The organism is Microbacterium schleiferi (genome assembly GCF_020781975.1).
GTDB lineage: Bacteria > Actinomycetota > Actinomycetes > Actinomycetales > Microbacteriaceae > Microbacterium.
In genome coordinates, this window is the sequence record NZ_JAJGNI010000001.1 from 70,154 (window position 1) to 91,600 (window position 21,447).

General features: G+C 67.0%; 22 protein-coding genes and 1 tRNA gene. 15 read left to right on the plus strand and 8 right to left on the minus strand.

Annotated elements, in window-relative coordinates; translation table 11 throughout:
* Positions 1-25: 25 nt before the first annotated feature.
* From cysS to LL236_RS00460, 3 genes are all read left to right on the plus strand, one after another.
* A complete protein-coding gene (cysS, locus tag LL236_RS00450; protein ID WP_228176839.1) occupies positions 26-1,459 on the plus strand; it encodes a cysteine--tRNA ligase in 1,434 nt (477 codons plus the stop codon).
* Positions 1,456-2,451 (plus strand): 23S rRNA (guanosine(2251)-2'-O)-methyltransferase RlmB, encoded by a 996-nt coding sequence (rlmB, locus tag LL236_RS00455; protein ID WP_228176840.1) that lies wholly within the window; start codon positions 1,456-1,458, stop codon positions 2,449-2,451. The genes cysS and rlmB overlap by 4 nt, the downstream gene beginning before the upstream one ends.
* A gap of 278 nt (positions 2,452-2,729) precedes the next feature.
* Positions 2,730-3,449, plus strand: a complete 720-nt coding sequence (locus LL236_RS00460; protein WP_228176841.1) for a helix-turn-helix domain-containing protein — start codon at positions 2,730-2,732, stop codon at positions 3,447-3,449.
* 33 nt (positions 3,450-3,482) lie between these two features.
* Here the strand turns inward: LL236_RS00460 and LL236_RS00465 are convergent, their stop codons facing one another.
* Together LL236_RS00465 and LL236_RS00470 are read right to left on the minus strand one after the other, a co-directional pair.
* Entirely contained in the window at positions 3,483-4,553 is a 1,071-nt protein-coding gene (locus tag LL236_RS00465; RefSeq protein WP_228176842.1) for a zinc-dependent alcohol dehydrogenase, read from the minus strand.
* On the minus strand, positions 4,550-4,861 hold the full coding sequence (locus tag LL236_RS00470) for a Dabb family protein (protein ID WP_228176843.1): 312 nt from the start codon (positions 4,859-4,861) through the stop codon (positions 4,550-4,552). The genes LL236_RS00465 and LL236_RS00470 overlap by 4 nt, the downstream gene beginning before the upstream one ends.
* A 142-nt stretch (positions 4,862-5,003) precedes the next feature.
* Here LL236_RS00470 and LL236_RS00475 point away from each other — a divergent pair, with 142 nt between their 5' ends.
* A complete protein-coding gene (locus tag LL236_RS00475; protein WP_228176844.1) occupies positions 5,004-6,032 on the plus strand; it encodes a ketopantoate reductase family protein in 1,029 nt (342 codons plus the stop codon).
* A gap of 29 nt (positions 6,033-6,061) precedes the next feature.
* Here LL236_RS00475 and LL236_RS00480 read toward each other — a convergent pair whose 3' ends face one another.
* Both LL236_RS00480 and LL236_RS00485 read right to left on the minus strand, forming a co-directional pair.
* The gene (locus LL236_RS00480; RefSeq protein WP_228176845.1) at positions 6,062-6,763 is read right to left on the minus strand and encodes a GntR family transcriptional regulator; all 702 of its coding nucleotides are present in this window, start codon (positions 6,761-6,763) and stop codon (positions 6,062-6,064) included.
* Positions 6,760-7,284: a VOC family protein gene (locus LL236_RS00485; protein WP_228176846.1), complete on the minus strand. Its 525-nt coding sequence runs from the start codon at positions 7,282-7,284 to the stop codon at positions 6,760-6,762. The genes LL236_RS00480 and LL236_RS00485 overlap by 4 nt, the downstream gene beginning before the upstream one ends.
* A gap of 166 nt (positions 7,285-7,450) precedes the next feature.
* Between LL236_RS00485 and LL236_RS00490 the strand changes: the two genes are divergently transcribed.
* From LL236_RS00490 to LL236_RS00500, 3 genes are all read left to right on the plus strand, one after another.
* The gene (locus tag LL236_RS00490) at positions 7,451-9,625 is read left to right on the plus strand and encodes an alpha-ketoacid dehydrogenase subunit alpha/beta (protein WP_228176847.1); all 2,175 of its coding nucleotides are present in this window, start codon (positions 7,451-7,453) and stop codon (positions 9,623-9,625) included.
* Positions 9,625-10,944 (plus strand): dihydrolipoamide acetyltransferase family protein, encoded by a 1,320-nt coding sequence (locus LL236_RS00495; RefSeq protein WP_228176848.1) that lies wholly within the window; start codon positions 9,625-9,627, stop codon positions 10,942-10,944. The genes LL236_RS00490 and LL236_RS00495 overlap by 1 nt, the downstream gene beginning before the upstream one ends.
* A gap of 108 nt (positions 10,945-11,052) precedes the next feature.
* Entirely contained in the window at positions 11,053-11,691 is a 639-nt protein-coding gene (locus LL236_RS00500; protein ID WP_228176849.1) for an NAD(P)-dependent oxidoreductase, read from the plus strand.
* Positions 11,692-11,701: 10 nt separating this feature from the next.
* Here LL236_RS00500 and LL236_RS00505 read toward each other — a convergent pair whose 3' ends face one another.
* The 3 genes from LL236_RS00505 to LL236_RS00515 form a co-directional block, all read right to left on the minus strand.
* The gene (locus LL236_RS00505) at positions 11,702-13,015 is read right to left on the minus strand and encodes a DUF4032 domain-containing protein (RefSeq protein ID WP_228176850.1); all 1,314 of its coding nucleotides are present in this window, start codon (positions 13,013-13,015) and stop codon (positions 11,702-11,704) included.
* A 79-nt stretch (positions 13,016-13,094) separates the two neighbouring features.
* On the minus strand, positions 13,095-14,198 hold the full coding sequence (locus LL236_RS00510; RefSeq protein WP_228176851.1) for an ABC transporter ATP-binding protein: 1,104 nt from the start codon (positions 14,196-14,198) through the stop codon (positions 13,095-13,097).
* A 141-nt stretch (positions 14,199-14,339) separates the two neighbouring features.
* Positions 14,340-15,188: an NAD-dependent epimerase/dehydratase family protein gene (locus tag LL236_RS00515; RefSeq protein WP_228176852.1), complete on the minus strand. Its 849-nt coding sequence runs from the start codon at positions 15,186-15,188 to the stop codon at positions 14,340-14,342.
* Between the two features lie 190 nt (positions 15,189-15,378).
* Between LL236_RS00515 and ppk2 the strand changes: the two genes are divergently transcribed.
* From ppk2 to LL236_RS00535, 4 genes are all read left to right on the plus strand, one after another.
* Positions 15,379-16,260 (plus strand): polyphosphate kinase 2, encoded by an 882-nt coding sequence (gene ppk2, locus LL236_RS00520; protein ID WP_374197991.1) that lies wholly within the window; start codon positions 15,379-15,381, stop codon positions 16,258-16,260.
* Positions 16,261-16,444: 184 nt separating this feature from the next.
* A complete protein-coding gene (locus tag LL236_RS00525) occupies positions 16,445-17,395 on the plus strand; it encodes a DsbA family protein (protein WP_228176853.1) in 951 nt (316 codons plus the stop codon).
* 40 nt (positions 17,396-17,435) lie between these two features.
* Positions 17,436-17,511 (plus strand) — tRNA-Thr (locus LL236_RS00530).
* 119 nt (positions 17,512-17,630) lie between these two features.
* Positions 17,631-18,587, plus strand: a complete 957-nt coding sequence (locus tag LL236_RS00535) for a DMT family transporter (RefSeq protein ID WP_228176854.1) — start codon at positions 17,631-17,633, stop codon at positions 18,585-18,587.
* 12 nt (positions 18,588-18,599) lie between these two features.
* Here LL236_RS00535 and msrB read toward each other — a convergent pair whose 3' ends face one another.
* Positions 18,600-19,004, minus strand: a complete 405-nt coding sequence (gene msrB, locus LL236_RS00540; RefSeq protein ID WP_228176855.1) for a peptide-methionine (R)-S-oxide reductase MsrB — start codon at positions 19,002-19,004, stop codon at positions 18,600-18,602.
* Between the two features lie 58 nt (positions 19,005-19,062).
* On the opposite strand from msrB, the gene LL236_RS00545 reads away from it, so the two are divergent.
* The 4 genes from LL236_RS00545 (at position 19,063) to LL236_RS00560 (ending at position 21,311) form a co-directional block, all read left to right on the plus strand.
* A complete protein-coding gene (locus LL236_RS00545; RefSeq protein ID WP_228176856.1) occupies positions 19,063-20,073 on the plus strand; it encodes a DUF2332 domain-containing protein in 1,011 nt (336 codons plus the stop codon).
* A gap of 9 nt (positions 20,074-20,082) precedes the next feature.
* Positions 20,083-20,382 (plus strand): DUF3263 domain-containing protein, encoded by a 300-nt coding sequence (locus LL236_RS00550; protein WP_228176857.1) that lies wholly within the window; start codon positions 20,083-20,085, stop codon positions 20,380-20,382.
* On the plus strand, positions 20,382-20,981 hold the full coding sequence (locus tag LL236_RS00555; protein WP_228176858.1) for a LytR C-terminal domain-containing protein: 600 nt from the start codon (positions 20,382-20,384) through the stop codon (positions 20,979-20,981). Before LL236_RS00550 ends, LL236_RS00555 begins: the two co-directional genes overlap by 1 nt.
* A 129-nt stretch (positions 20,982-21,110) precedes the next feature.
* Positions 21,111-21,311 carry a cold-shock protein gene (locus LL236_RS00560; RefSeq protein WP_228176859.1) on the plus strand — a complete coding sequence of 67 codons (201 nt, stop codon included), beginning with the start codon at positions 21,111-21,113 and terminating at the stop codon, positions 21,309-21,311.
* Positions 21,312-21,447 lie beyond the last annotated feature (136 nt).

Below are 21,447 nucleotides of genomic sequence, written 5' to 3' on the forward strand. Positions count from 1 at the left end.
AGGGCCCCGCCGGTAGGCTGAAGGGATGACGGATGCGGTGACGGCTGAGAGGCAGGGCGCTCTGCAGCTTTACGACACCCGCGCTCAGCAACTCCGCGTTTTCGCGCCGCTGGATCCGGGCAATGTCACCGTCTATGTGTGCGGGCCCACCGTGCAGTCCGGGCCGCACATCGGCCACCTGCGTGGTGGCCTTGCCTTCGACATCCTGCGCCGCTGGCTCGCCCATCGCCATGGCCGCGTGACCTTCGTGCGCAATGTCACTGACATCGACGACAAAGTGCTCGATAACGCCACCGAGTCAGAGCCCTGGTGGGCGCTGGCCTACCGGGTCGAGCAGGAATTCGCCGCCGCCTATGCTGCGATCGGCATCCTCCCGCCGACGTACGAGCCGCGGGCTACCGGATCGATCCCGCAGATGATCGCGCTCATCGATCAGCTGATCAGCACGGGTCACGCCTACGCGGCCGAGCCGGGGACTGACGCTGTCGGTGACGTGTACTTCGACGTGCGCTCGTGGGCTGAATACGGCGAGCTGACGCGTCAGTCGATCGACGACATGGCGCCGGCCGCTGATGCCGATCCGCGGGGCAAGCGCGACGTGCGCGACTTCGCGCTCTGGAAGGGCGCGAAGTCTGACGAACCCGCGGATGCCACGTGGGATTCGCCGTGGGGGCGGGGGCGCCCCGGATGGCACATCGAGTGCTCGGCCATGGCGCGCCGCTACCTGGGCGACGAGTTCGACATCCACGGCGGTGGCCTCGACCTGCGCTTCCCGCACCACGAGAACGAACTCGCCCAGTCCAGTGCGGCAGGCGACGGGTTCGCCCGCTACTGGGTGCACAACGGACTGGTCACTGTCGAGGGCCAGAAGATGTCGAAGTCGCTCGGAAACTTCGTGCTCGTACGGGACGTGCTGGCCGAGCACGATCCCCTCGTCGTGCGGTATGCCCTGGCCGCCGCCCACTATCGATCGAGCCTCGATCTCTCGGCTAAGTCCTTCGACGAGGCCGAGGCAGCGCTTGGCCGCATCCGGACCTTCCTCGAGCGGGTCGCTCGGCACGGAGCCCTCGTGGAGACATCGGTGATCGATTCGGCGTTCGCCGCGGCAATGGATGACGACCTCGGCGTGCCGCAGGCCCTGGCGATCGTCCACGAGCGAGTCCGCGAAGGCAACACCGCACTCGATGCCGGCGACGCCGAGACGGCACGAGCGCTGGCGGGCGAGGTTGCCAGACTGACCGGCATCCTCGGACTCAACCCTCTCGACCCGCAGTGGGCATCACGATCGGGCCCGGAGGCTCCGGCGCTGGATGCTCTGCTGCAGGAACTCATCGAGCAGCGCGCTCGCGCGCGCGCAGAAAAAGACTGGGCCGCGGCCGACCGCATTCGCGACGCGATCGCGGCTGCCGGAGTCACGCTCGAAGATGGGCCCGACGGAACGCATTGGAGCATCGCATGAGCAAGCCAGGGCGCCCCGGCGCACGCAAGTCCACCAAGAAGGGGGCAACCAAGGGCTCGGGCGGCCAGGGCCGCAAGTCCCTCGAAGGCAAGGGCCCGACCCCCAAGGCCGAGGACCGCAGTTGGCACGTCGCCGGCAAACGCAAGGCTGCGCAGGAACGTTACGCCGCCGCCGGAGGCACGGGGCGGCCCGGGGCGCGCGTCGCGGGCTCGAACCCGAACCGGGGTGGTCGTCCGAAGCAGAGCGATGACACCGAGACCGTGACGGGACGCAACTCCGTCTTGGAGGCGCTGCGAACGCGCATCCCGGCCACCGCGTTCTACATCGCCCAGCGCGTGGAGATGGATGACCGCGTCAAGGAGATGCTGTCGATCGCGGCGCACCGAGAGATTCCCGTGCTCGAGGTCACGAGGCCCGAACTTGACCGGATGGCAGGTTTCGACGGCGTGCACCAGGGCGTGGCGCTCAAGGTGCCGCCGTACGAGTACGCGCATCCCCAGGACCTGCTGGAGAACGTGATCGAGACGGGGCAGCTGCCGCTGCTTGTCGCGCTGGACGGCGTGACCGATCCGCGAAACCTCGGCGCCATCATCCGATCTACTGCGGCCTTCGGCGGCCAGGGCGTCATCATTCCACAGCGCCGCTCGGCCGGGGTCAACTCGGCGGCGTGGAAGACCTCAGCCGGAGCAGCAGCTCGCATCCCCGTGGCCATCGCCCCGAACCTCACCACAACCCTCAAGGAGTTCAAGAAGCAGGGTGTATTCGTGCTCGGCCTCGACGGTGACGGCGACGTGTCACTTCCCGCGCTTGAGCTCGCCGATCGCCCCGTCGTGATCGTCGTCGGCTCGGAGGGCAAGGGGCTCTCACGCCTGGTAACCGAGACGTGCGACCAGATCGTGTCGATTCCCATCTCGGCGGCCACCGAGTCCCTGAACGCCGGAATCGCGGCATCCGTCGCGCTGTACCAGGTATCGACGCTGCGGGCCGACTAGACCGGGCCGAGGAGAGCGCAGCGGCGGCGCCGAGATCGACGCCGCCGCTGCGCACCCTGAATGCTGCGCCGTATCAGTCCTTCTTGGAGCAATACGAACGACACACTCCGGGGGGCAAGCTCGCGACGATGGCCGACGTGGTGGATGCTACGCAATTCCTGTTGCGCAACCGCGGCGTTTCCGCGGTCAACCTGCCGGTCGACCGGGGAACCGTCCTGATGTGAGACGCGGCGGTCCGAGGTCGTGCGCATGTCCTGCCCTAGAATGAGCGGACGTTCGTGGCTGACCAGTGGCCGCGCTGGTGGGAGATCATGACCGAGGGCCTGGGCGCCAAGCTCCGCGAGGTGCGCACCGCGAAGGGAATGAGCCTTCGCTCGCTCGCGCAAGCGCTCGGAGTTTCGGCGTCCCTGATCTCGCAGGTCGAGATCGGTAAGACGCAGCCCTCAGTGTCGACACTGTTCGCCATGGCGAACCACCTCGGAGTGTCGCTGGACGAGCTGGTCGGTAACGTTCCCACCGCGGGCCCCTCGCCCGTTGCCCCGGCCCCCGCAGCGCCGGACGCTTCGACCGTCCGGCGCGCTGCAGAGTACCCCGTGATCGAGATGGAGAACGGCGTTCGCTGGGAGAAGCTCGCGAGTGTTCCCGGCGGTCCTGCCGATGCGCTCCTGGTGACCTACCAGCCCGGGGCGAGCAGTTCGGTGGAGGACCGGCTCATGCGCCACGCCGGGGTCGAGTACGCCTACCTTCTCGAGGGTGAACTCACGCTGCAACTGGATTTCGACACCTATGTGCTTGGCCCGGGCGACTCGCTGAGCTTTGACTCCATGCGGCCGCACTTGTTCGTGAACCACTCGGACACCATTGCTCGCGGCGTATGGTTCGTGTTCGGCCGCAGGCCCCAGAACGAGACGCTGCCCGTGGCTCCCGGGGCCGCATCTCAGCCCGCTGTTCCGGCATCCGCCGTCGACGTGTTGCGCGCGATGGAACGACTGCCCTGATCCGGTTGACGGAGCCTGCGCGGGTCGCTCGCGTCAGGCCTGTGCGCGGCCGTGGACGGCTGCTCTGCGGTGCTCGGTCCAGGGGTCGATCAGTGTCTTGACCTGACCGGGAGCGCCGCTCAGTAGCGGCTGGAGCGCCCCGTCCACGACCTCACTCAGGGGGAGGACTTCCGCGGCGACATCCGTCCAGTCACCGCGCTCTGCGAGCAGTCGGACGGCTTCGGGGATGTCGTCCCGGTACACGTGCGCGACGGTGCCCACGATCGTGTACTCGCGAAGGGTCCACGAGCCGAGCGGCAGCCCCGGCTCACCGCGCTGGATGCCGACGGGAACGATCGTTGCGCCCGGGCTGGCAGCTTCGAGCACCGACGCGAGGCCCGGCGCAGACCCCGAAACCTCGAAGAAGACATCGGGGACGATCCCGCGTTCGCTGAGCGCTTCGCTCAGGCTCTGGCCTCCGGCCTGCAGGGTATCTGCGGCCCCGAGTGCCCGCGCGAGCTCCAGTCGCGGCGGGTTGAGATCTGTCACCAGCACCCGCGCGCCGGTGGCTGCTGCAGCGTGCGTGATGAAGGCACCGATGCCGCCCACACCGACGACGACGGCATCCTGCCCCGGCTTCAGCCCGGATCTCCGAACCGCGTGTACCGCGATGGCCATGGGTTGGGCGAGCCCGAGCGTATCGAGGCTCAGGCCGCTGGCGGAGGCGTCCCACACGATCTCGGCGGGGCAGACGACGTATCCTGCGAGGCCCCCATCGTGGTGGAATCCGAGCGTCGTGTACGACGTGCACAGGTTCGTCCGACCCGCGCGGCACATCTTGCACTGGCCGCACGAGACTCCCGCGCCGCAGACGACAGTTGCACCGACCCTGAGCTCGGATACTCCCGCACCGACCTGCTCGATGATGCCGGCGAACTCATGGCCGAGAGTGACAGGCGGCTGGGCCAGAACGAGCCCGCGTCCGAATTCCGTGGCATCTGATCCGCAGACGCCGCACACGCCGACCCGGATGAGCACTTCGCCGGGTCCAGGGGAGGGGACGGCGACGTCGTCGATCCGCAGGTCATGGACGTCGTGCAAGACCGCAGCGCGCATGGCGTTCATGACAGGCTGCCCGCGGCCAGCGGAAGCTGCGCCGCCGCGCGGTCGGCGAGCATGTCACCCATCAGGTCGGCATAAACCTGAGCGTGAGCGGGGTGGTCCAGATACGTGTGCAGACCCGCCTCGTCGTCCACGATCGCGGCGACGGCATAATCCATGCCGCCCGGCCGCAGGTGAAGATTGGGACCTGCGATGTAGGACCGCAGCTCGGGGATCTGCGCCGCCATGGCGGTCAGAGCTGCCGTCAACCGGGAGACGTCGTCTTCTGTGACGCTGTCGACCCACCGGAAGGATGCGAGGTGGAGGATCATGCTGTCCGCTCTATGCGCTGATAGTGTCCAGTAAGAGTGAACACTATCAGCCTGCGAGCGCGTACTCGAGACCCTCTGGACGCGAATGTACGCCGCTGTTGTATCGTGCGAGTGTTTCGGCGACGGTGACGGGAGATCAGCCATGACAAGAATCGCGGTTGTGGGGGCTGGGGCCAATGGCGCCTCGATCGGGGCTGACCTGATCGACGCGGGTGAGGACGTCACGCTCATCGAACAGTGGCCCGCCCACGTTGAGAAGATGCGCGCCGACGGGCTGAGAGTCATCAGCCCCGAGGGGGAGGTCCGTGTCCAGCCGAGCGTGGTTCACTTCTGCCAGGTCGCAGAGCTTCGTGCTCGCTTCGATATCGTCCTGATGCTCGTGAAGGCGTACGACGCGCCATGGGCGAGCAGACTCATCGAGCCGTATCTCGCCGAGGACGGCATCCTGGTCGGCGTTCAGAACGGGATGACAGCCAGAGTCATCGCCGAAGCCGTGGGGCCACAGCGCACGCTCGGGTGTGTGATCGAGTGCTCGGCGACGATGACCGATCCGGGCGTCGTGCATCGACACACCCCCGCGTCCCGGTCGTGGTTCGCCGTCGGCGAGATCGAGGAGGGTGAGCCTGCGCAGCGCATACCCGAGCTGACTCGCATTCTCGGGATGTCGGGCACGGTCGAGGTCTTCGACGACATCCTCGCGGCGAAGTGGATGAAGCTCGTGAGCAACAGCACCCTGCTCGTCACCTCGGCGATCCTGGGAGTCCCCATGCTCGACGCCCTGCACACGCCGGGATATAGAGACGTCATGATCGCCGCCGGCAACGAGGCGTTGACGGTGGGGGCCGCGGAAGGTCATCCGGTTCTGCCCATCTTCGGCCTGAACGCCGACGAGATCCGCGATCCGGGGCGGGTCGTGGACATCATGACAGACAAACTGTTCGCGAGCTTCGTCGTGCCCGGCGCCACCACGACGGTCCTGCAGGACTGGCGCAAGGGCCGCCGAAGCGAGGTCGACGACCTCAACGGCCACGTCGTGGCGCGCGGGTCTGTTCACGGCATCCCGACGCCCGTCAATGACATGGTGGTGGCGCTGGCGCATCGGATCGAGGCTGGAGAGATCGCTCCGGACCTGTCGCACCTGGCGATGATGCGCGAACCGCTCGATCAGTGACGCGGCGTACCCGCTCTCGCCACCGTCGACTATTGCGAGTCGGTAGCGAGCGCGAAGATCTCGGGTGTCCGGCTGAGCTGGCGGCGCGTGCGGCGGATGTGCCCACCGAGGACGCGTTCGGCTTCTTCGGTGTCACGATCCCGCAAGGCCGCGACGATGAGGTGATGCTCTTCGTGGGCGATGCGGCGAGCGTCGGGGGTCCACGATGAGACGTAGCTGCGCCGATATGGGGCGGTGAGGTTCCACAGTCGCACGACGAGGTCGGTGAGGTGGGATGTCTCAGCTGCGGCATAGCTGGCGTGATGAAACGCAGCGTCGAGGTCGAGGAAGGCGTCGGTGTCGTCGCCGGTATCGCTGATCCGGTCAGCGAGCTCGGCGAGCGCACCAATCTCGCGGTCTGAGAGGCGGGGGGCGCTGTAGGACAGCAGCAGTGGTTCCAGACGCTCCCGCATCCGGTAGATCTCATCGCACTCGGCGAGTGTCATCGTCGATACCCACGCTCCCGCGTTGGGTACGACCGTCAACAGCCCTTCATACTCGAGCTGCCGGATCGCCTCGCGCACGGGTACCCGGCTCGCGCCGTATCGTGCGGCCAGATCCTCTTGAAGGATGCGGCTTCCGGGCGGGCGGGTTCCGTCGATAATCCCCCGGCGGATGCTGTCGGCGATGCGCGCGTGAGCATCCCCATCACGGCTGCGTGGTCCGTCGAGTCCCGGTGACGCCGCGGTCATCGAGCGGGGTCTTTCGGGTGCCAGAGGAGGGTTGTCGCGGCCGCTTCGTAGGCCTTGCCGGACGGAAAGCTCACGAGCTCGAACTGCATTCCCCAGGGGCTGCGGAAGTACACCCACCGTTGACCTGCGGATGCTCCGGCGCTCGCGACCGGATCGCCCATCACCTCGACGCCGTGCTCGCGCAGATAGCTCACCGCGGCATCCATATCGTCGACGTAGAGCGCGAGGTGGTGACCGCCGATGTCGCTGTTTCGGGGCTGCGGCGCCTGCCCGTCGGCGCTGTCGTATTGGAACACCTCGAGGTTGGTCCCGAAGCCGAGCCGATAGAACCGGATCTCGCGAATCTCGGTGCGAGGGTGTACGCCCAGGTGAACCCTCATCCAGTCGTCGTCCGAGCGCTTGGCATCGAGGGTGTACACGTGAATGGCGCCGAGGATGTCGACGAGAAAAGCGTGGGCCTCGTCGAGGTCGGGAACCGTGAATCCGACGTGGTCGAGACCGCCAACTCCGGGAAGGGCCATGAGAACCTCCTTGCTCACCAGCGCCGGCCCGATTGTATCCAGATTGGGGGTTGATGCTCAACGAGGGCGGCCATATCCGGCACTAACGCTTGAGATTGGATGCAATCGGTCGTACAGTCTGAGCAGACACACGGTCTGAATACGCAACGACGCGAGGATGGGCGAAATGCCACGACGCAGACGACTCGAAACCGGCACGGATTGGATTCAGCTCACGACGACCGCCGCGGACTGGAAGGCCGCCGACCCGGCGCTGCTCGGGACGATGCTTTCGGAGCTGCACCTCATCAGGGCCTTCGAGGAGACAGTGCTTGCACTGGCGGCCGAAGGTCTGGTCCACGGGCCCGCCCACTCGAGCATTGGCCAAGAAGGCGGCGCGGTCGGATCTATCGTGGGTCTTCGCTCGACGGATGCCGTCAACGGATCGCACCGCGGTCATCACCAGTTCCTCGCCAAGGCGCTGACGCATGTCTCCGGCGGGGTCATCGATCCGCGCGATCCGGTGAGCCCCGACATCCAGACGGTTCTGCAACGCACACTCGCCGAGATCCTGGGTCTGGCGCAGGGCTACTGTCGCGGGCGCGGGGGATCGATGCACCTGCAGTGGTTTGAGGCTGGGGCGCTCGGTACCAACGCGATCGTCGGCGGCGGTGCGCCGATGGCCACGGGCAACGCGTGGGCGCAAAAGCACGCCGGCACGACCGACCTGACCGTCAACTACTTCGGCGACGGCGCGAGCCAGATCGGCTCCGTGCTGGAATCGATGAACCTCGGCTCCGCCTGGAAACTGCCGGTCTGCTTCTTCATCGAGAACAACATGTACGCGGTATCGACACACGTGGACGAGATCACCGCAGACACCCGCCTCTCGGTGCGAGGACAGGGCTTTTCCATCCCGGGCTGGCGCGTCGACGGAATGGACCCGCTCGCCGTGCACCTCGCCATGGCCGAGGCCGCGGAGCGGATGCGCAACGGCGCGGGTGCCACCATCATCGAAGCCGAGGTCTATCGCTACTTCCATCAGAACGGCCCCTACCCGGGAAGCGCCTTCGGCTACCGCACCAAGCAGGAGGAAGCGCAGTGGCGTGACCGGGATCCACTGACCCGGGTTGCTACTGAGATGCAGAAGCTCGGTCATATCGCCGACGACGACGTGGCGGAGCTGCGCGCACGGTCGCAGGCGGCGATGGATGCGGCGGTTGCCGAGCTCATTGAGGCAGACCCTGATCGCGACGGGCGGCGCCGCATCCGTCCCGAGCTGTGGCCGGACCCGAGCTTCGTCGATGTTGGCATCCGAGGCGATGGCAGTGAGCTGACAGACCTGCCGGTTCTCGACGCGCCGGCGACACGCGAGATCACATTCGTCGATGCCGTTGCCGAGGTGATGGCGCGGCGGATGGAAACCGATGAGCGGATCGTCGTACTCGGCGAGGATGTTCACCGGCTCAAGGGCGGGACGAATGGCGCGACGAAGGGATTGGCGGATCGATTCCCAGGTCGTGTCCTGGGGACACCGATCAGCGAGAACGGCTTCTTCGGGCTCGCGGGCGGACTAGCTCTGGACGGCAGGTTCCGACCGGTCGTGGAGTTCATGTATCCCGACTTCATGTGGGTAGCCGCTGACCAGGTCTTCAACCAGGTCGGCAAGGCGCGGCACATGTTCGGCGGGGATAACCCCGTTCCGCTCGTGCTGCGCACCAAGGTTGCGATGGGATCGGGATACGGTTCGCAACACCTCATGGATCCGGCGGGTCTGTTCGCGACCGCGCCCGGTTGGCGGATCGTTGCACCCTCGACCGCAGCGGATTACGTCGGCCTCATGAACGCTGCGCTCGCGCTCGATGACCCGGTGCTCGTGATCGAACACGTCGATCTGTACAACACAGCATCCGCCGTGCCCGAGGGCGAGCTCGATGGCATCCTGCCCCCCGGCCGCGCCGCGGTTCGCCGTGAGGGCTCGGACGTCACGATCCTCAGCTACCTGTCGATGGTGGGGCACACGCTCGAGGCCGTCGAGCAGGCCGGAATCGACGCGGAGGTCATCGACCTTCGATGGCTTGACCGCGCCTCGCTGGACTGGACGACCATCGAAGAGAGCGTGCGCAAGACGAACGCCGTCCTCATCGTCGAACAGGGCGCTCGCGGTACCTCCTACGGAGCGTGGCTTGCCGACGAGATCCAGCGCCGCCTGTTCGACTGGCTCGACCAGCCGGTCGAACGGGTGACGGGAGGGGAGGCGAGCCCCAGCATCTCCAAGGTGCTCGAGCGAGCAGCTATTGCGCGGACCGAGGAGGTCATCGCCGGGCTTGACCGGGTCCGCGCCGCGTGGGGAGGCCGATGATGGCAACGGTCATCCGTATGCCCGAGATAGCCACCGGCACGGGGGTCGCCGCTGTGCAGTCCTGGCTGGTTGCCGTCGGCGACGAGGTCGCCCAGGGGCAGCCGATCGCCGAGATCGAGACCGAGAAGGCGGTAGTCGAATACGAGGCCGAGGAAGCCGGCGTGGTCGCAGCCCTCCTCATCGCCGAGGGGGAGAGCACCGCTGTCGGCTCCTCGATTGCGGTGCTCGGGGCTCCGGGCGAATCGGTCGACGAGGCGATCGCGGCAGCAGGAGCGTCGGATGCTGCTTCGCACCCGGTCGAGGAAGCGCAAGACGATGCGACGGCTGACGCGGCTAGCGCGGCGCCTCGGCCAGCGGAAGCCGCCGACGCCCCGCAGGCAGCCGCGCGCGGCGGCGTGGACGCATCCGTCAACCCGGGGCTCGGCGATGGGTCTGATGATGCAGCGTCGCGGGGAGGGCGGATCTTTGCAACGCCCCTCGTTCGGCGCCTCGCGCGTGAGCGAGACATCGACCTCGCCACGATCACGGGGACGGGCCCGAACGGGCGCATCGTGCGGCGCGACCTCGACGGTGCGATCACTGCTGCTCCGGAGCCCGCTCAGCCGGCAGCGGTGCCGGCCGAGAGATACACGGACGCGCAGTTCACCGACACCCCCCACACGGGCATGCGCCGCGCCATCGCTCGCCGCCTGACCGAGAGCAAGACGACGGTGCCGCACTTTTACCTCGTTGCGCACTGCCGCGTGGATGCGCTCTTCGAGTTGCGCCGCCAGATCAACGCGGCCCATGCCGCCAAGGTCTCGGTCAACGACCTGGTGGTGAAAGCGGTGGCCACCGCCCTACGCGAGGTCCCCGAAGCCAACGCCATCTGGATGCCAGACGCGACGCGGCAGTTCTCCTCGGTGGACATCGCGGTAGCCGTTTCTGTCGACGGGGGGCTTCTCACACCCGTCGTGCGCGGAGTCGACCGGATGCCGCTCAGCGAACTGAGCGCCGCGATCCGCGACCTCGCCGATCGGGCGCGCGCGGGCCGGATCAAGCAGCACGAGCTCGAGGGCGGCTCGTTCTCGGTGTCGAACCTCGGGATGTACGGCACGAGCGAGTTCTCGGCGATCCTGAATCCGCCCCACGCGGGCATCCTCGCTGTCGGAGCGGCCGAGAAGCGGCCGGTCGTCGGTGCGGATGATGCTCTCGAGGTCGCCACGATGATGACCGTGACGCTCTCTGCCGACCACCGAGTGCTCGACGGTGCACTGGCAGCGCAGTGGCTTGCCGCGTTCCAGCGACGGATCGAGAATCCCGTCTCCATCCTCATCTGAGGGCAGCGCCGCGCGAGACTTGTCACAGCGGCAGGATGGAATACGGCGCACATCATCCGCCGTTGGCTCCATCGACTGCCCCCGCAGCCCATCGACGGAAGGATCACCATGGCCCGCATCGCAGTTCTCGGAGGAACCGGCTACGCCGGCTCCCACATCGTCAAGGAAGCGGTCGACCGCGGCCACACTGTCGTATCGGTCGCGCGCGTCGCGCCGGCAGAGCGGATCCACGGCGCCACCTACATCGAGGGCACCCTGCTCGATGTCCCAGGTCTGGTCGCCGAGCTTGCGGGCGTCGATGTCGTGGTCAGCGCGGTCCCCGGTCGCGGAGACATGCTCGGAAAGGTCCGCCCGGCGATCCAGCAGTTGCTGTCAGTGCTCCCCGGTGACGTGCGCATCGGAATCATCGGCGGTGCTGGCGGGAGCCTCGTGGCCCCTGGCGGGCCGCGTGTGATCGACAGCGGCTTTCCCGACGAGTTCAAACCCGAAGCGCAGGAAGCCATCGACATCCTCGAAGACCTGCAGGCCGACAGTTCGGGTCGCGACTGGTTCTTCGTGCACCCGGCCGGCGGCTTCGGGGCGTGGAACCCGGGGGAGCGCACCGGGAAGTACCGCACCGGCGGCGACGTCATCGTGACGGATGCCGACGGCGAATCCTTCATCTCGGGAGCAGACCTTGCCGTGGCGGTACTCGACGAGATCGAGAACCCGCAGCACGTGCGCGGCCGCTTCACCGTGGGCTACTGACCGCGCGCCCTTAGACCAGGTCCCGCCAGTCGGTGGGACCGGTCGACGGGCTGCGGGTCACCGGGACCGCATCCGTCACGATCGGAATCGCCAGCGTGTCGGTCGGCGGCCCCATCACTGTTGCTTCGTCGCGGCGGAATCTGAGCACGTCGTCGATGTAGCTCGTGACAGCCTCGGCGACGGGCACTGACTGCCCGCGCGCCTGCGACATGTACCACCGGTGCTCCAGGAACTGGTGGTACACCTCCGCCGGTTCGAGCTTGGAGCGCAGGTCGAAGGGGATGGCGCGGATGACGGGTTCGAAGACCCGGGTGAGCCATTCGTGCGCCACCATCTCTTCGTCATCGCCCGCGCGTGAACCGCGTGCGTGAAACTCATCGAGGTCGTTCAGCAGCCGCCGCGCCTGGTTCTCTTCGACGTCGAGCCCGGTGAGACGGATGAGGCGGCGCTGGTGGTGACCGGCATCCACGACCTTGGGCTGGATGGACACGCGGGTTCCGTCGGCCGTTGTCTGCATCGACATCTCACCGATGTCGAAGCCGAGTTCGTTGAGGCGTTCGACGCGCTCGGTGATGCGCCAGGCCTCTCGTGCCTCGAACGTCTCGATCTCGGTGAGCTCCCGCCACAGGGACCGGTATGCGCTCATGATCCCGTCGGCGATCTCGACGGCGTCGACACCACCCTCAAGGCGTCCGCCGGCCTCGAGGTCCATGATCTCGCCGGCGATGTTGGTGCGCGCGACGTCGAGGTCGTGCTCGCGCTGCCCGGGCGTGAGTCCGTTCTCGTGCAGCTCGCCGGTCTCGGCGTCCACGAGATAGGCGGCGAAGGCTCCCGCGTCGCGGCGGAAGAGCGTGTTCGACAGCGACACATCGCCCCAGAAGAACCCGACATTGTGGAGGCGCACCAGCAGCACCGCGAGGGCGTCGACCAGTCGGGTTGCGGTAGTCGGCCGCAGCACCTGGGTGAACAGGGCGCGGTACGGGAGGGAGAACTTCAGGTGAGAGGTGACCAGGGCGGCCGGTAGCGGTTCGCCGTCCTCGTCACGGCGTCCGGCGATGACGGCGACCCGGTCGACACACGGCGCATCCAACCGGTCGAGGTTGCCGAGCATGTCATACTCGCGTCGCGCCATCTCCTCGGTGGTCTCTTTGATCGCCACCACGCGACCTGACAGGCTCGCGAAACGCACGGTGTGACGGGAGATGCCCTTCGGGAGCGACACGATCGTCTCGGACGGCCACTCCACGAGAGGCACCGACCACGGCAGGGTCAGCAGTCCGGGATCGACGGTGCTCGCGGTGATCGAGAGCTGCGTGGACGACATCCGATTCTCCGCATCCAGGGCTTACGTGCGTGACGGCGCGGACGTCTGAGACATCCGCGCCGTCACGAGGTCATGGTGATCAGGCCGAAGCGACAGCCTTCTCCGAGAGGCGCTCGCCCGACTCGAGGTCGAACAGGTGAACGTGGTCGAGAACCGGAGCCAGCACGACGGTCTCACCGGCGTTCGGGTGGTTGCGACCGTCGACACGAGCGACGACATCGGTGCGCTTGCCGTTGATGTCGGCGTGACCGTAGAGGTAGCCGTCGGCGCCGAGCTCCTCGACGAGGTCCACGACCACCGAGAGGCCCTTGCCGTCGGCGGGGCTGACCTCGATGTCTTCGGGGCGGACACCGATCGTGAGCTCCTTGGCGCTCGTCTTGGCGAGGACATCGCGCTCGACCGGCACCAGGTGCGTACCGAAGTTGACGCCGCCCTCGGTCACGTCGACGGTGAACAGGTTCATGGCAGGGGAGCCGATGAAGCCGGCGACGAAGATGTTCTTCGGTGCCTCGTACAGATCGCGCGGGGTGCCGACCTGCTGCAGGATGCCGTCCTTGAGGACCGCGATCCGGTCACCCATCGTGAGGGCCTCTGTCTGGTCGTGGGTCACGTACACGGTCGTGACGCCGAGGCGGCGCTGCAGCGACGCGATCTGGGTACGGGTCTGGACGCGCAGCTTCGCGTCGAGGTTCGACAGCGGCTCGTCCATGAGGAACACCTGGGGCTGACGCACGATGGCGCGGCCCATCGCGACACGCTGACGCTGACCACCCGAGAGAGCCTTCGGCTTGCGGTCGAGGTACTGCTCGAGGTCGAGGAGCTTCGCCGCCTCGAGAACGCGGGAAGCGCGCTCATCCTTGTTGACGCCGGCGATCTTCAGGGCGAAGCCCATGTTCTCGGCGACGGTCATGTGGGGGTACAGCGCGTAGTTCTGGAACACCATCGCGATGTCGCGGTCCTTCGGCGGGACATCGGTGACGTCGCGCTCGCCGATGCGGATGTGACCCGAGTTGACCTCTTCAAGGCCCGCGAGCATGCGCAGCGAGGTGGACTTACCGCAACCCGAGGGACCGACCAGGACGAGGAACTCGCCGTCGCCCACTTCGAGGTTCAGCTTGTCAACTGCGGGACGGGTTCCACCGGGGTAGAGGCGGGTTGCGTTGTCAAAGGTGACTGACGCCATTTCTTCTTCTCCTTCACCGGCAGGTACGTGCCGGACGATCCGTTGTGAGGATGAGCGGGGGCTTGGCCCGCACGCCCGTCATCGGGCGCATCTTTCAGTATGCCACCCCCACCTGGGAGCGAACACCGAGGATCGCTGTGCTCAGTGGCCCTCGCGCCAAGAGTGCTGGGGCGCGTAGCCCAGCATCCGTGTCGCCTTTTCAATCGACAGCAGCGTCTCGTTCGGTCCGACCTCGCGGGTGACCGGCACATCGGGGAAGACCTCCGCGAGCAGCTCGGCGTTCGGCCGCGACATCACGGTGTCGGCTGCAGCGATGATGTACTGCTCGAACCCGGCCGGCGCGACCTCGAGTGCGCGCTCGATGGCCTGCGATCCGTCGCGGGCATCGATGTAGCCCCACAGGTTCCACTTGCGGGCCCGCGCATCCTCATCGAAACGGGGGAAGGCCGCGTAGTCCTCCGGAACCATGACGTTAGAGAACCGCAGCGCTGTGATCGACAGATCGGGATGCCAACGCACGAGCTCGCGCGCCATCCGCTCTTCGAGGGTCTTCACGAGCGAGTACACGCTCTCGGGGCGAGGCTCATACTCCTCGTCCACCGGAACGTACGGCGGCGGCACGTCGAAGGGAAGCCCCAGCACTGTCTCGCTGGAGGCGTAGACCAGGCGACGGATGCCGAGCCTGACGCTCGCCCAAAAGACGTTGAAGGTCGCTGCCATGTTGTTGTGGAAGACCGCGACCTCGGAGCGGATGCCGGGTGCCGGGATGGCCGCGAGGTGAACGACGGCATCGAGCCCGCGGTCGTCGCGATCGCCAAGGCCCGCGAGGGCATCGATCACCTGGCCGTAATCGGTGAGGTCCACCTGCAGGAAGCCCGGCTGGGGGCGGCCGGCGATGTCGAACCCGATCACCTCGTGTCCCGCTGCGCTCAGCTCCCGAACAACGACGCTTCCGAGCTTTCCGGTCGAGCCGGTCACCACAATTCTCATGACCCCAGCCTTACACGCCCGATCGTCGAGGCGGCGGGACGGCGGGGCTTGATCGTCACCGGATGTTTACCGGGCGGTGAACGTCGGTCTCGTGTGAGGTACTCCGGTGAGTGAGAATGCGAAGACGGCGCACACGATGCAGACCGCGCCGTCGGAGGCTGCCATGTTCGAGAACGTCCCCGCCGGAGATATGCGGGCCTACATCGAGTACCTGCGCGAGCACGGCTACACCGTGCGCGACGGGCACACTCCCGACCCCGATCTGATCGATCCCGAGGGCAATCCGGTCTACACGTGGCAGGAGGGCTACCCCTACGCGGACCGGATGACGCGCGACGAGTACGAACTCGAGAAGTACCGCCTGCAGGTGGAGCTGCTGAAGTTCCAGTACTGGCTCGAAGACACCGGTGGCCGCGCCATCATCCTGTTCGAGGGCCGGGATGCCGCGGGCAAGGGCGGCACGATCAAACGGTTCACCGAGCACCTCAACCCGCGGTCTGCGCGCGTCGTCGCCCTGGCGAAACCGAGTGATCGCGAGCAGGGCCAGTGGTACTACCAGCGCTACATCCAGCACTTTCCGACCGCGGGCGAGATCGTCATGTTCGACCGGTCCTGGTACAACCGAGCCGGCGTCGAACGGGTCATGGGGTTCTGTTCGGATGACGACTATGAGACGTTCATGGAGCAGACTCCCTCGTTCGAACGGATGCTGGTCGAGTCCGGCATCCATCTGACGAAGTTCTGGTTCTCGGTCTCGCGAACCGAGCAGCGCACGCGGTTCGCGCTGCGTCAACTCGATCCGGTGCGACGGTGGAAGCTCTCGCCGATGGACATCGCCTCGCTGGACAAGTGGACCGAGTACACGGTTGCCAAGGAGGAGATGTTCCGCCGCACCGACAAGAAGTACGCGCCGTGGACCATCATCCGATCCAACGACAAGAAGCGTGCTCGGGTGAACGCGATGAAGTTCTTCCTCGGGCAGTTCGATTACGACGACAAGGATTTCGAGGTTGTGGGAACGCCCGACCCCTTGTTGGTGATGCGCGGCAAACAGGAAGAGGCCGACGAATAGCCTGACCGTGAGCGGCGCTGGTTTCCCGGCCACATCACACCTAAAGAGGCGCCATGTCTGGGCTTTTCCCAGGCTGTCTGGCTACCATCGTGGGCGGTGGTCGTTACCTGAGCGACATCCCCCCGGCCAACGCCACGGCCCCCTGTCGGGTACAGCCCGACCCCTTGTTGTGTGAAGAGGTTTCATGTCGAGCGATCAGACGCCCAGCGGTGAGCAGCCCACGGCGCCCGAGGCTCGCGACCGCCGCGAAGCGGTCCGCGAGAAGGCGCAGAAGGTTCACGCGAAGCAGACGCGAGCGCGCCGCATCCGTGCCGGAATCATCGGCGTCGGAATCGTCGCTGTGGTCGCCGTCGTCGCCGTCTCGGTCACCTGGGCGGTGACCTCGACAACCTCGACGAGCGCGCTCAGCCCCGCTGCTGCCAAGGCCGACGGTTTCGCGGTGACCGACGTCGACGGTGCGGTCATCGCGCAAGAGGGCGTCGACGACAGCACGTCCACTGAGGCCGGGGCGACAAGCGCTGCGACCCCCGAGCCGACCCCTGTTGTCACCGAGGCGCCCGAAATCGAGATCCGGGTCTATGTCGACTACCTCTCAACCGGCTCAGCCGAGTTCCAGCTCGCCAACGCGGCGCAGCTGTCGACCTGGGTCGACGAGGGTGCGGTCAGCCTGACGTACTACCCGGTCGCGATGCTCACGGCGAAGTCCAACGGCACGAAGTACTCGCTGCGCGCCGCAGCAGCGTCAGCGTGCGTCGCCACCCACGCATCAGACGCGTTCTTCAAGTTCAACAACGCGTTGCTGGAGCAGCAGCCGGATGTCGACGCCGACGGGTACTCCGACACCGAACTGGCCGACATCGCGCAGGCATCCGGGGTGTCGAACCCCAAGGTCGTGCGGGCCTGCATCGAGGACGGCGACTTCCTCTCGTGGGCGAAGAAGGCAACCGAGCGCGCGGTCGAGGAGATCCCCGACACCGAGGGCGTCCAACTCACCGGCACACCGCTCGTGCTCGTCAACGGCTCGGTCTATGTCGGGGCGCTCGATGACCCGAAGGAGTTTGCCCAGTTCGTGTTGACGATCGACTCCGACGCTTACTATCAGACGTCGTCGCCGACACCGACGCCCACTCCCTGAGACGGGGAGCACCTCGGAGCCCCGATAGACTGGGCGCTCTGCCGACGTGGCGCAATTGGTAGCGCACCCGACTTGTAATCGGGCGGTTACGGGTTCAAGTCCCGTCGTCGGCTCCACGCACTTCTATGCTCAGCGGGTGTCGCAATCGGATGCCGACCGGACGTTGTCATCGGGCGGTTACGGGTTCACGTCCCGTCGTCGGCTCCACACGCGCCCCGTCCGGCAGAATGAACCGGTGACGTCCGGCAGAGCAGCGACGGCCCTCGGGCTTCTCGGTACTGCCCTCGTCGGTGCCCTCACCGCCCTTCAGGTGCGAGCTAACGGCCAACTCGGTCATCGCATCGACGACAGCACTCTCGCCGCGGCGTTCTCGTTCGGTTCCGGCCTCGTGCTCATCACCGTCATCGCGGCGTTGACGCCCGCGGGCCGTCGAGGGATCCGCGCGTTACGGGACGGCATCAGCGCTGGCGGCATCCGGTGGTGGATGCTGGCGGGCGGCCTCGCGGGAGCCTTCACGGTATCCAGCCAGAGCATCACGGCCGGCATCATCGGGGTGTCGCTGTTCACGGTCGGATTCGTCGCCGGCCAGATCGTCTTCGGCATCGTGATCGACCGGGTCGGTTACGGGCCGTCCGGCGTGGTCCCGGTCACGATCCGGCGGGTTATCGGCGGCGCTGTCGCCCTGCTCGCCGTCGGGATCTCGGTGACCGGGGGGAACCTCACTGGGGTGCCCTGGTGGATGCTGCTCCTGCCGTTCCTCGCCGGGGGCGGCGTCGCCTGGCAGCAGGCCACGAACGGTCAGCTTCGCGGCGCGACCGGCTCAGCGATAGCTGCGACCGCCGTCAACTTTCTTGGCGGAACGATCGCGCTCGTGCTGATCGCCGCTGTCCACGTGGCGATCGTGGGGTTGCCGGAGCGGTGGCCGAGCGATCCGTGGCCCTATGCGGGCGGCGCGCTGGGGGTCGGGTACATCCTGCTGTCGGCAGCTCTCGTCCGCCGCACGGGCGTGCTGTTGCTCGTGCTTGGCTCGGTGGTCGGCCAGCTGGCGACTGCTCTTGTTCTTGACGCGTTTTGGCCGGCGCCCGCAAGCCCCGGCCTCGGGCACGAGGTGCTGGTGGCTCTCATCGCCGTAGCGTCGGTCGCCATCGTGGTTGTGCCGTGGCCTCACACGCGGCCCGGAGCGCGCGCGTGAGGTGACGGACGGTCAGGACTCTTCGGGCGTGAAGGTCAGGGCGATCGAGTTCATGCAGTACCGGTCGCCGGTGGGCGTGCCGAATCCATCGGGGAACACGTGGCCGAGGTGGGATCCGCACTGGGAGCACCGCACCTCGGTGCGCACCATGCCGTGGCTGCGGTCCTCGATGAGTTCGACAGCCTCGGGGCGAACCGACTCGTAGAAGCTCGGCCACCCGCAGTGCGAGTCGAACTTCGTGCCGCTCTTGAACAGCTCGTTGCCGCACGCAGCGCAGGCGTACAGACCGGCTCGACTCTCGTCGAGCAGTTCACCGGTCCAGGGACGCTCGGTTGCCGCTTCGCGCAAAACCGCGTACTGGTCGGCGCTGAGCTCTGCGCGCCACTCGGACTCGGACTTCTCGGTGCGATAGGACATTGCTCCTCCTCACCACAAGTCAACACGAAGTGGCGACGGACTGTTCCACAATGGGGGCATGGTGTCATCCCCGGATGCGGAGGCCGGCCGTGTCGCGGAACGCTATCGCCGCTTCGCAACGCAGGAGGCGCCGGGGCGCTCTGACGTATATGAGGAATGGGCCAGGGGCGTCGCGGCCGATCCTGACGCGCAGCGCCTGCTCGCACGTATCCCCGAGGGGCGGCGTCAGCCTCCGCTCGTGTTCGCGGTGACCCGGATGCTGGGCGCGACCGAAGGCGGGTATGCAGCCTGGTCGCAGTGGCTGGCGGCGAACATCGACGGCGTAGCGGCGGAGTGTGCTGCGCGCGGTCTGCAGACCAACGAACCGCTGCGATGCGCAGCTCTGCTGCCCGCGCTGAGCCTCATCGACGGCCCGATTGCGCTTCTCGAGGTCGGCGCGAGCGCCGGCCTGTGTCTCTACCCCGATCGCTACTCATACCGGTACGAGAGTGGACAAGACCTCGACCCGGCCGGTGGTCAATCACCTGTCGTGCTTCGAAGCAGCGCCCGGGGTCTGCCGAGTCTGCACCTGCCCGAGGTCGTGTGGCGTGCCGGTATCGACCTGGCGCCGCTGGATGCGGCATCCGAGGCCGACCGTCGCTTCCTGACCTCGCTGGTCTGGCCGGGGGAGGAGGGGCGACGCGAGCGGATCGTCGCGGCGCTCGACGTCGTGCGTGCGGACCCCCCGACGCTCATTTCAGGAGATGCCACCGCCGACGGCCTGCTCGCGCAGCTCGCCGCCGAAGCACCTGGCGACGCCACGCTGGTCGTGACCACCCCGGGCGTGCTTCCCCACATCGCCAGAGCCGGACGCACGCGGGTCTTCGAGCACATAGACGCACTTCGCGCCGCACGCCCCGGTACACACTGGATCTCCATCGATCCGCCCGGGCTCCACGATCGCTGGGGCGCGGATGCCGCGGGCCGGCCCGGCTTCGTCCTGGGTATGGACGAGCGCGCGCTCGCCGTCGTCGACCCACTCGGCGGATGGGTGGAGTGGCGCGCGCCGGATGTCGGTGCTCGCCGATAACCTCTCACCGTGCCCCTGAACGAGCGTGAGCGCGCGATTCTCGACTTCGAGTCGTCGTGTCGGTTGCGGGGCTGGGCGAAAGAAGAACAGATCCGCCAGACGCTCGGCATGTCGCCCGCTCGGTATTACCAGTTGCTGGTTCGGATGCTGGATTCGGTCGATGCGCAGGCATACGATCCGCTGCTGATGGGCCGACTTCGCCGACTCCGCGAGCACGGCCGTGGCAGCAATCGATCCGGTGCGGCCAGTGGCGAGCCTGGCGCCCGCCCGCGCACAGTTTCCCTCGGCGGCATCGGTACGATCGTCTGATGCCGAACTCCGAGTTCCCGCGCGATCGATTCGACGACCTGCCCGAGGATGTCGGTCGAGTCGGTGCACACCGTGCGGAGCAGCCGCACATGCGCGGCGGAGTCGTCTTCTTCTGGGCGGCGCTTGCCACTGTCATCCTGATCGCGGTGGGGATCTTCGCGATGTTCGTGGTTTTTGGGCGCATCGTGCTGTTTCCTGAGCCCACTCCCGAGCCCACCCCGACGGTCACCGTGGACCCCGTCGTCGACACGTCCTACTCGGTTCTGATCCTCAACGCGACGCCAGAGACCGGCCTTGCCACGCAGCTGAAAGACCAGCTCATCGCCGCCGGGTGGGTCCCCGACACCGTCCTGGCGGGGCAGGCCGGGACCGACGACTTCCCCGAGACGACGGTCTACTATGCGACGGATGCTGACTACGCCGCGGCGTTGGGCCTCGCTAACGTGATCGGCGGCGCGGCAGTGGCCCAGAGCGACATTTATCAACCGACCGACGACCCCGCAACCGAGGTCGACGAAGGCGCCACGAAGCAGCTCACGATCGTCATCGGCCTCGACCGCACCGCGGCCGGTGCGCCCACTCCCGAGCCCACGGCCTGACCCGCGCGGCCCGCGTGTTTCCGGGCCGTAACAAGGTGAAGACGCGCGTGTCAATACTTCGTCCTACGACCGTTTCGGGTCGATTCCGGTGCATACGATGACGGTGTCCTACCAGCATCAGGAGTACCCATGGCCCAAGGCACCGTCAAGTGGTTCAACGCCGAGAAGGGATACGGCTTCATCACCGTCGATGACGGTCAAGACGTGTTCGTCCACTACTCGAACATCGACATGACCGGTTTCCGCGTTCTCGAAGAGGGACAGAAGGTCGAATTCACCGTCGGGACGGGCCAGAAGGGCCCGCAGGCGGAGTCGGTGCGGGTGGTCTAGCCACCGCGTCGACCAGGTTTCAGAAGAGACGGATGCCGCGGCATCCGTCTCTTCGTCGTCTTCGTCGTGCGCGGCTTGCACTCCCCATGGGCGAGTGCCAGAATGGGTTAGCACTCCAGATCGGTGAGTGCTAAGA

Bases quoted from the DNA above. Each gene is read 5' to 3' on its own strand.
- cysS (WP_228176839.1), top strand. From the start codon at position 26: ATGACGGATGCGGTGACGGCTGAGAGGCAGGGCGCTCTGCAGCTTTAC.
- rlmB (WP_228176840.1), top strand. From the start codon at position 1,456: ATGAGCAAGCCAGGGCGCCCCGGCGCACGCAAGTCCACCAAGAAGGGG.
- LL236_RS00465 (WP_228176842.1), bottom strand. From the start codon at position 4,553: ATGAACGCCATGCGCGCTGCGGTCTTGCACGACGTCCATGACCTGCGG.
- LL236_RS00470 (WP_228176843.1), bottom strand. From the start codon at position 4,861: ATGATCCTCCACCTCGCATCCTTCCGGTGGGTCGACAGCGTCACAGAA.
- LL236_RS00475 (WP_228176844.1), top strand. From the start codon at position 5,004: ATGACAAGAATCGCGGTTGTGGGGGCTGGGGCCAATGGCGCCTCGATC.
- LL236_RS00480 (WP_228176845.1), bottom strand. From the start codon at position 6,763: ATGACCGCGGCGTCACCGGGACTCGACGGACCACGCAGCCGTGATGGG.
- LL236_RS00485 (WP_228176846.1), bottom strand. From the start codon at position 7,284: ATGGCCCTTCCCGGAGTTGGCGGTCTCGACCACGTCGGATTCACGGTT.
- LL236_RS00490 (WP_228176847.1), top strand. From the start codon at position 7,451: ATGCCACGACGCAGACGACTCGAAACCGGCACGGATTGGATTCAGCTC.
- LL236_RS00495 (WP_228176848.1), top strand. From the start codon at position 9,625: ATGGCAACGGTCATCCGTATGCCCGAGATAGCCACCGGCACGGGGGTC.
- LL236_RS00500 (WP_228176849.1), top strand. From the start codon at position 11,053: ATGGCCCGCATCGCAGTTCTCGGAGGAACCGGCTACGCCGGCTCCCAC.
- LL236_RS00505 (WP_228176850.1), bottom strand. From the start codon at position 13,015: ATGTCGTCCACGCAGCTCTCGATCACCGCGAGCACCGTCGATCCCGGA.
- LL236_RS00510 (WP_228176851.1), bottom strand. From the start codon at position 14,198: ATGGCGTCAGTCACCTTTGACAACGCAACCCGCCTCTACCCCGGTGGA.
- LL236_RS00515 (WP_228176852.1), bottom strand. From the start codon at position 15,188: ATGAGAATTGTGGTGACCGGCTCGACCGGAAAGCTCGGAAGCGTCGTT.
- ppk2 (WP_374197991.1), top strand. From the start codon at position 15,379: ATGCGGGCCTACATCGAGTACCTGCGCGAGCACGGCTACACCGTGCGC.
- LL236_RS00525 (WP_228176853.1), top strand. From the start codon at position 16,445: ATGTCGAGCGATCAGACGCCCAGCGGTGAGCAGCCCACGGCGCCCGAG.
- msrB (WP_228176855.1), bottom strand. From the start codon at position 19,004: ATGTCCTATCGCACCGAGAAGTCCGAGTCCGAGTGGCGCGCAGAGCTC.
- LL236_RS00545 (WP_228176856.1), top strand. From the start codon at position 19,063: ATGGTGTCATCCCCGGATGCGGAGGCCGGCCGTGTCGCGGAACGCTAT.
- LL236_RS00555 (WP_228176858.1), top strand. From the start codon at position 20,382: ATGCCGAACTCCGAGTTCCCGCGCGATCGATTCGACGACCTGCCCGAG.
- LL236_RS00560 (WP_228176859.1), top strand. From the start codon at position 21,111: ATGGCCCAAGGCACCGTCAAGTGGTTCAACGCCGAGAAGGGATACGGC.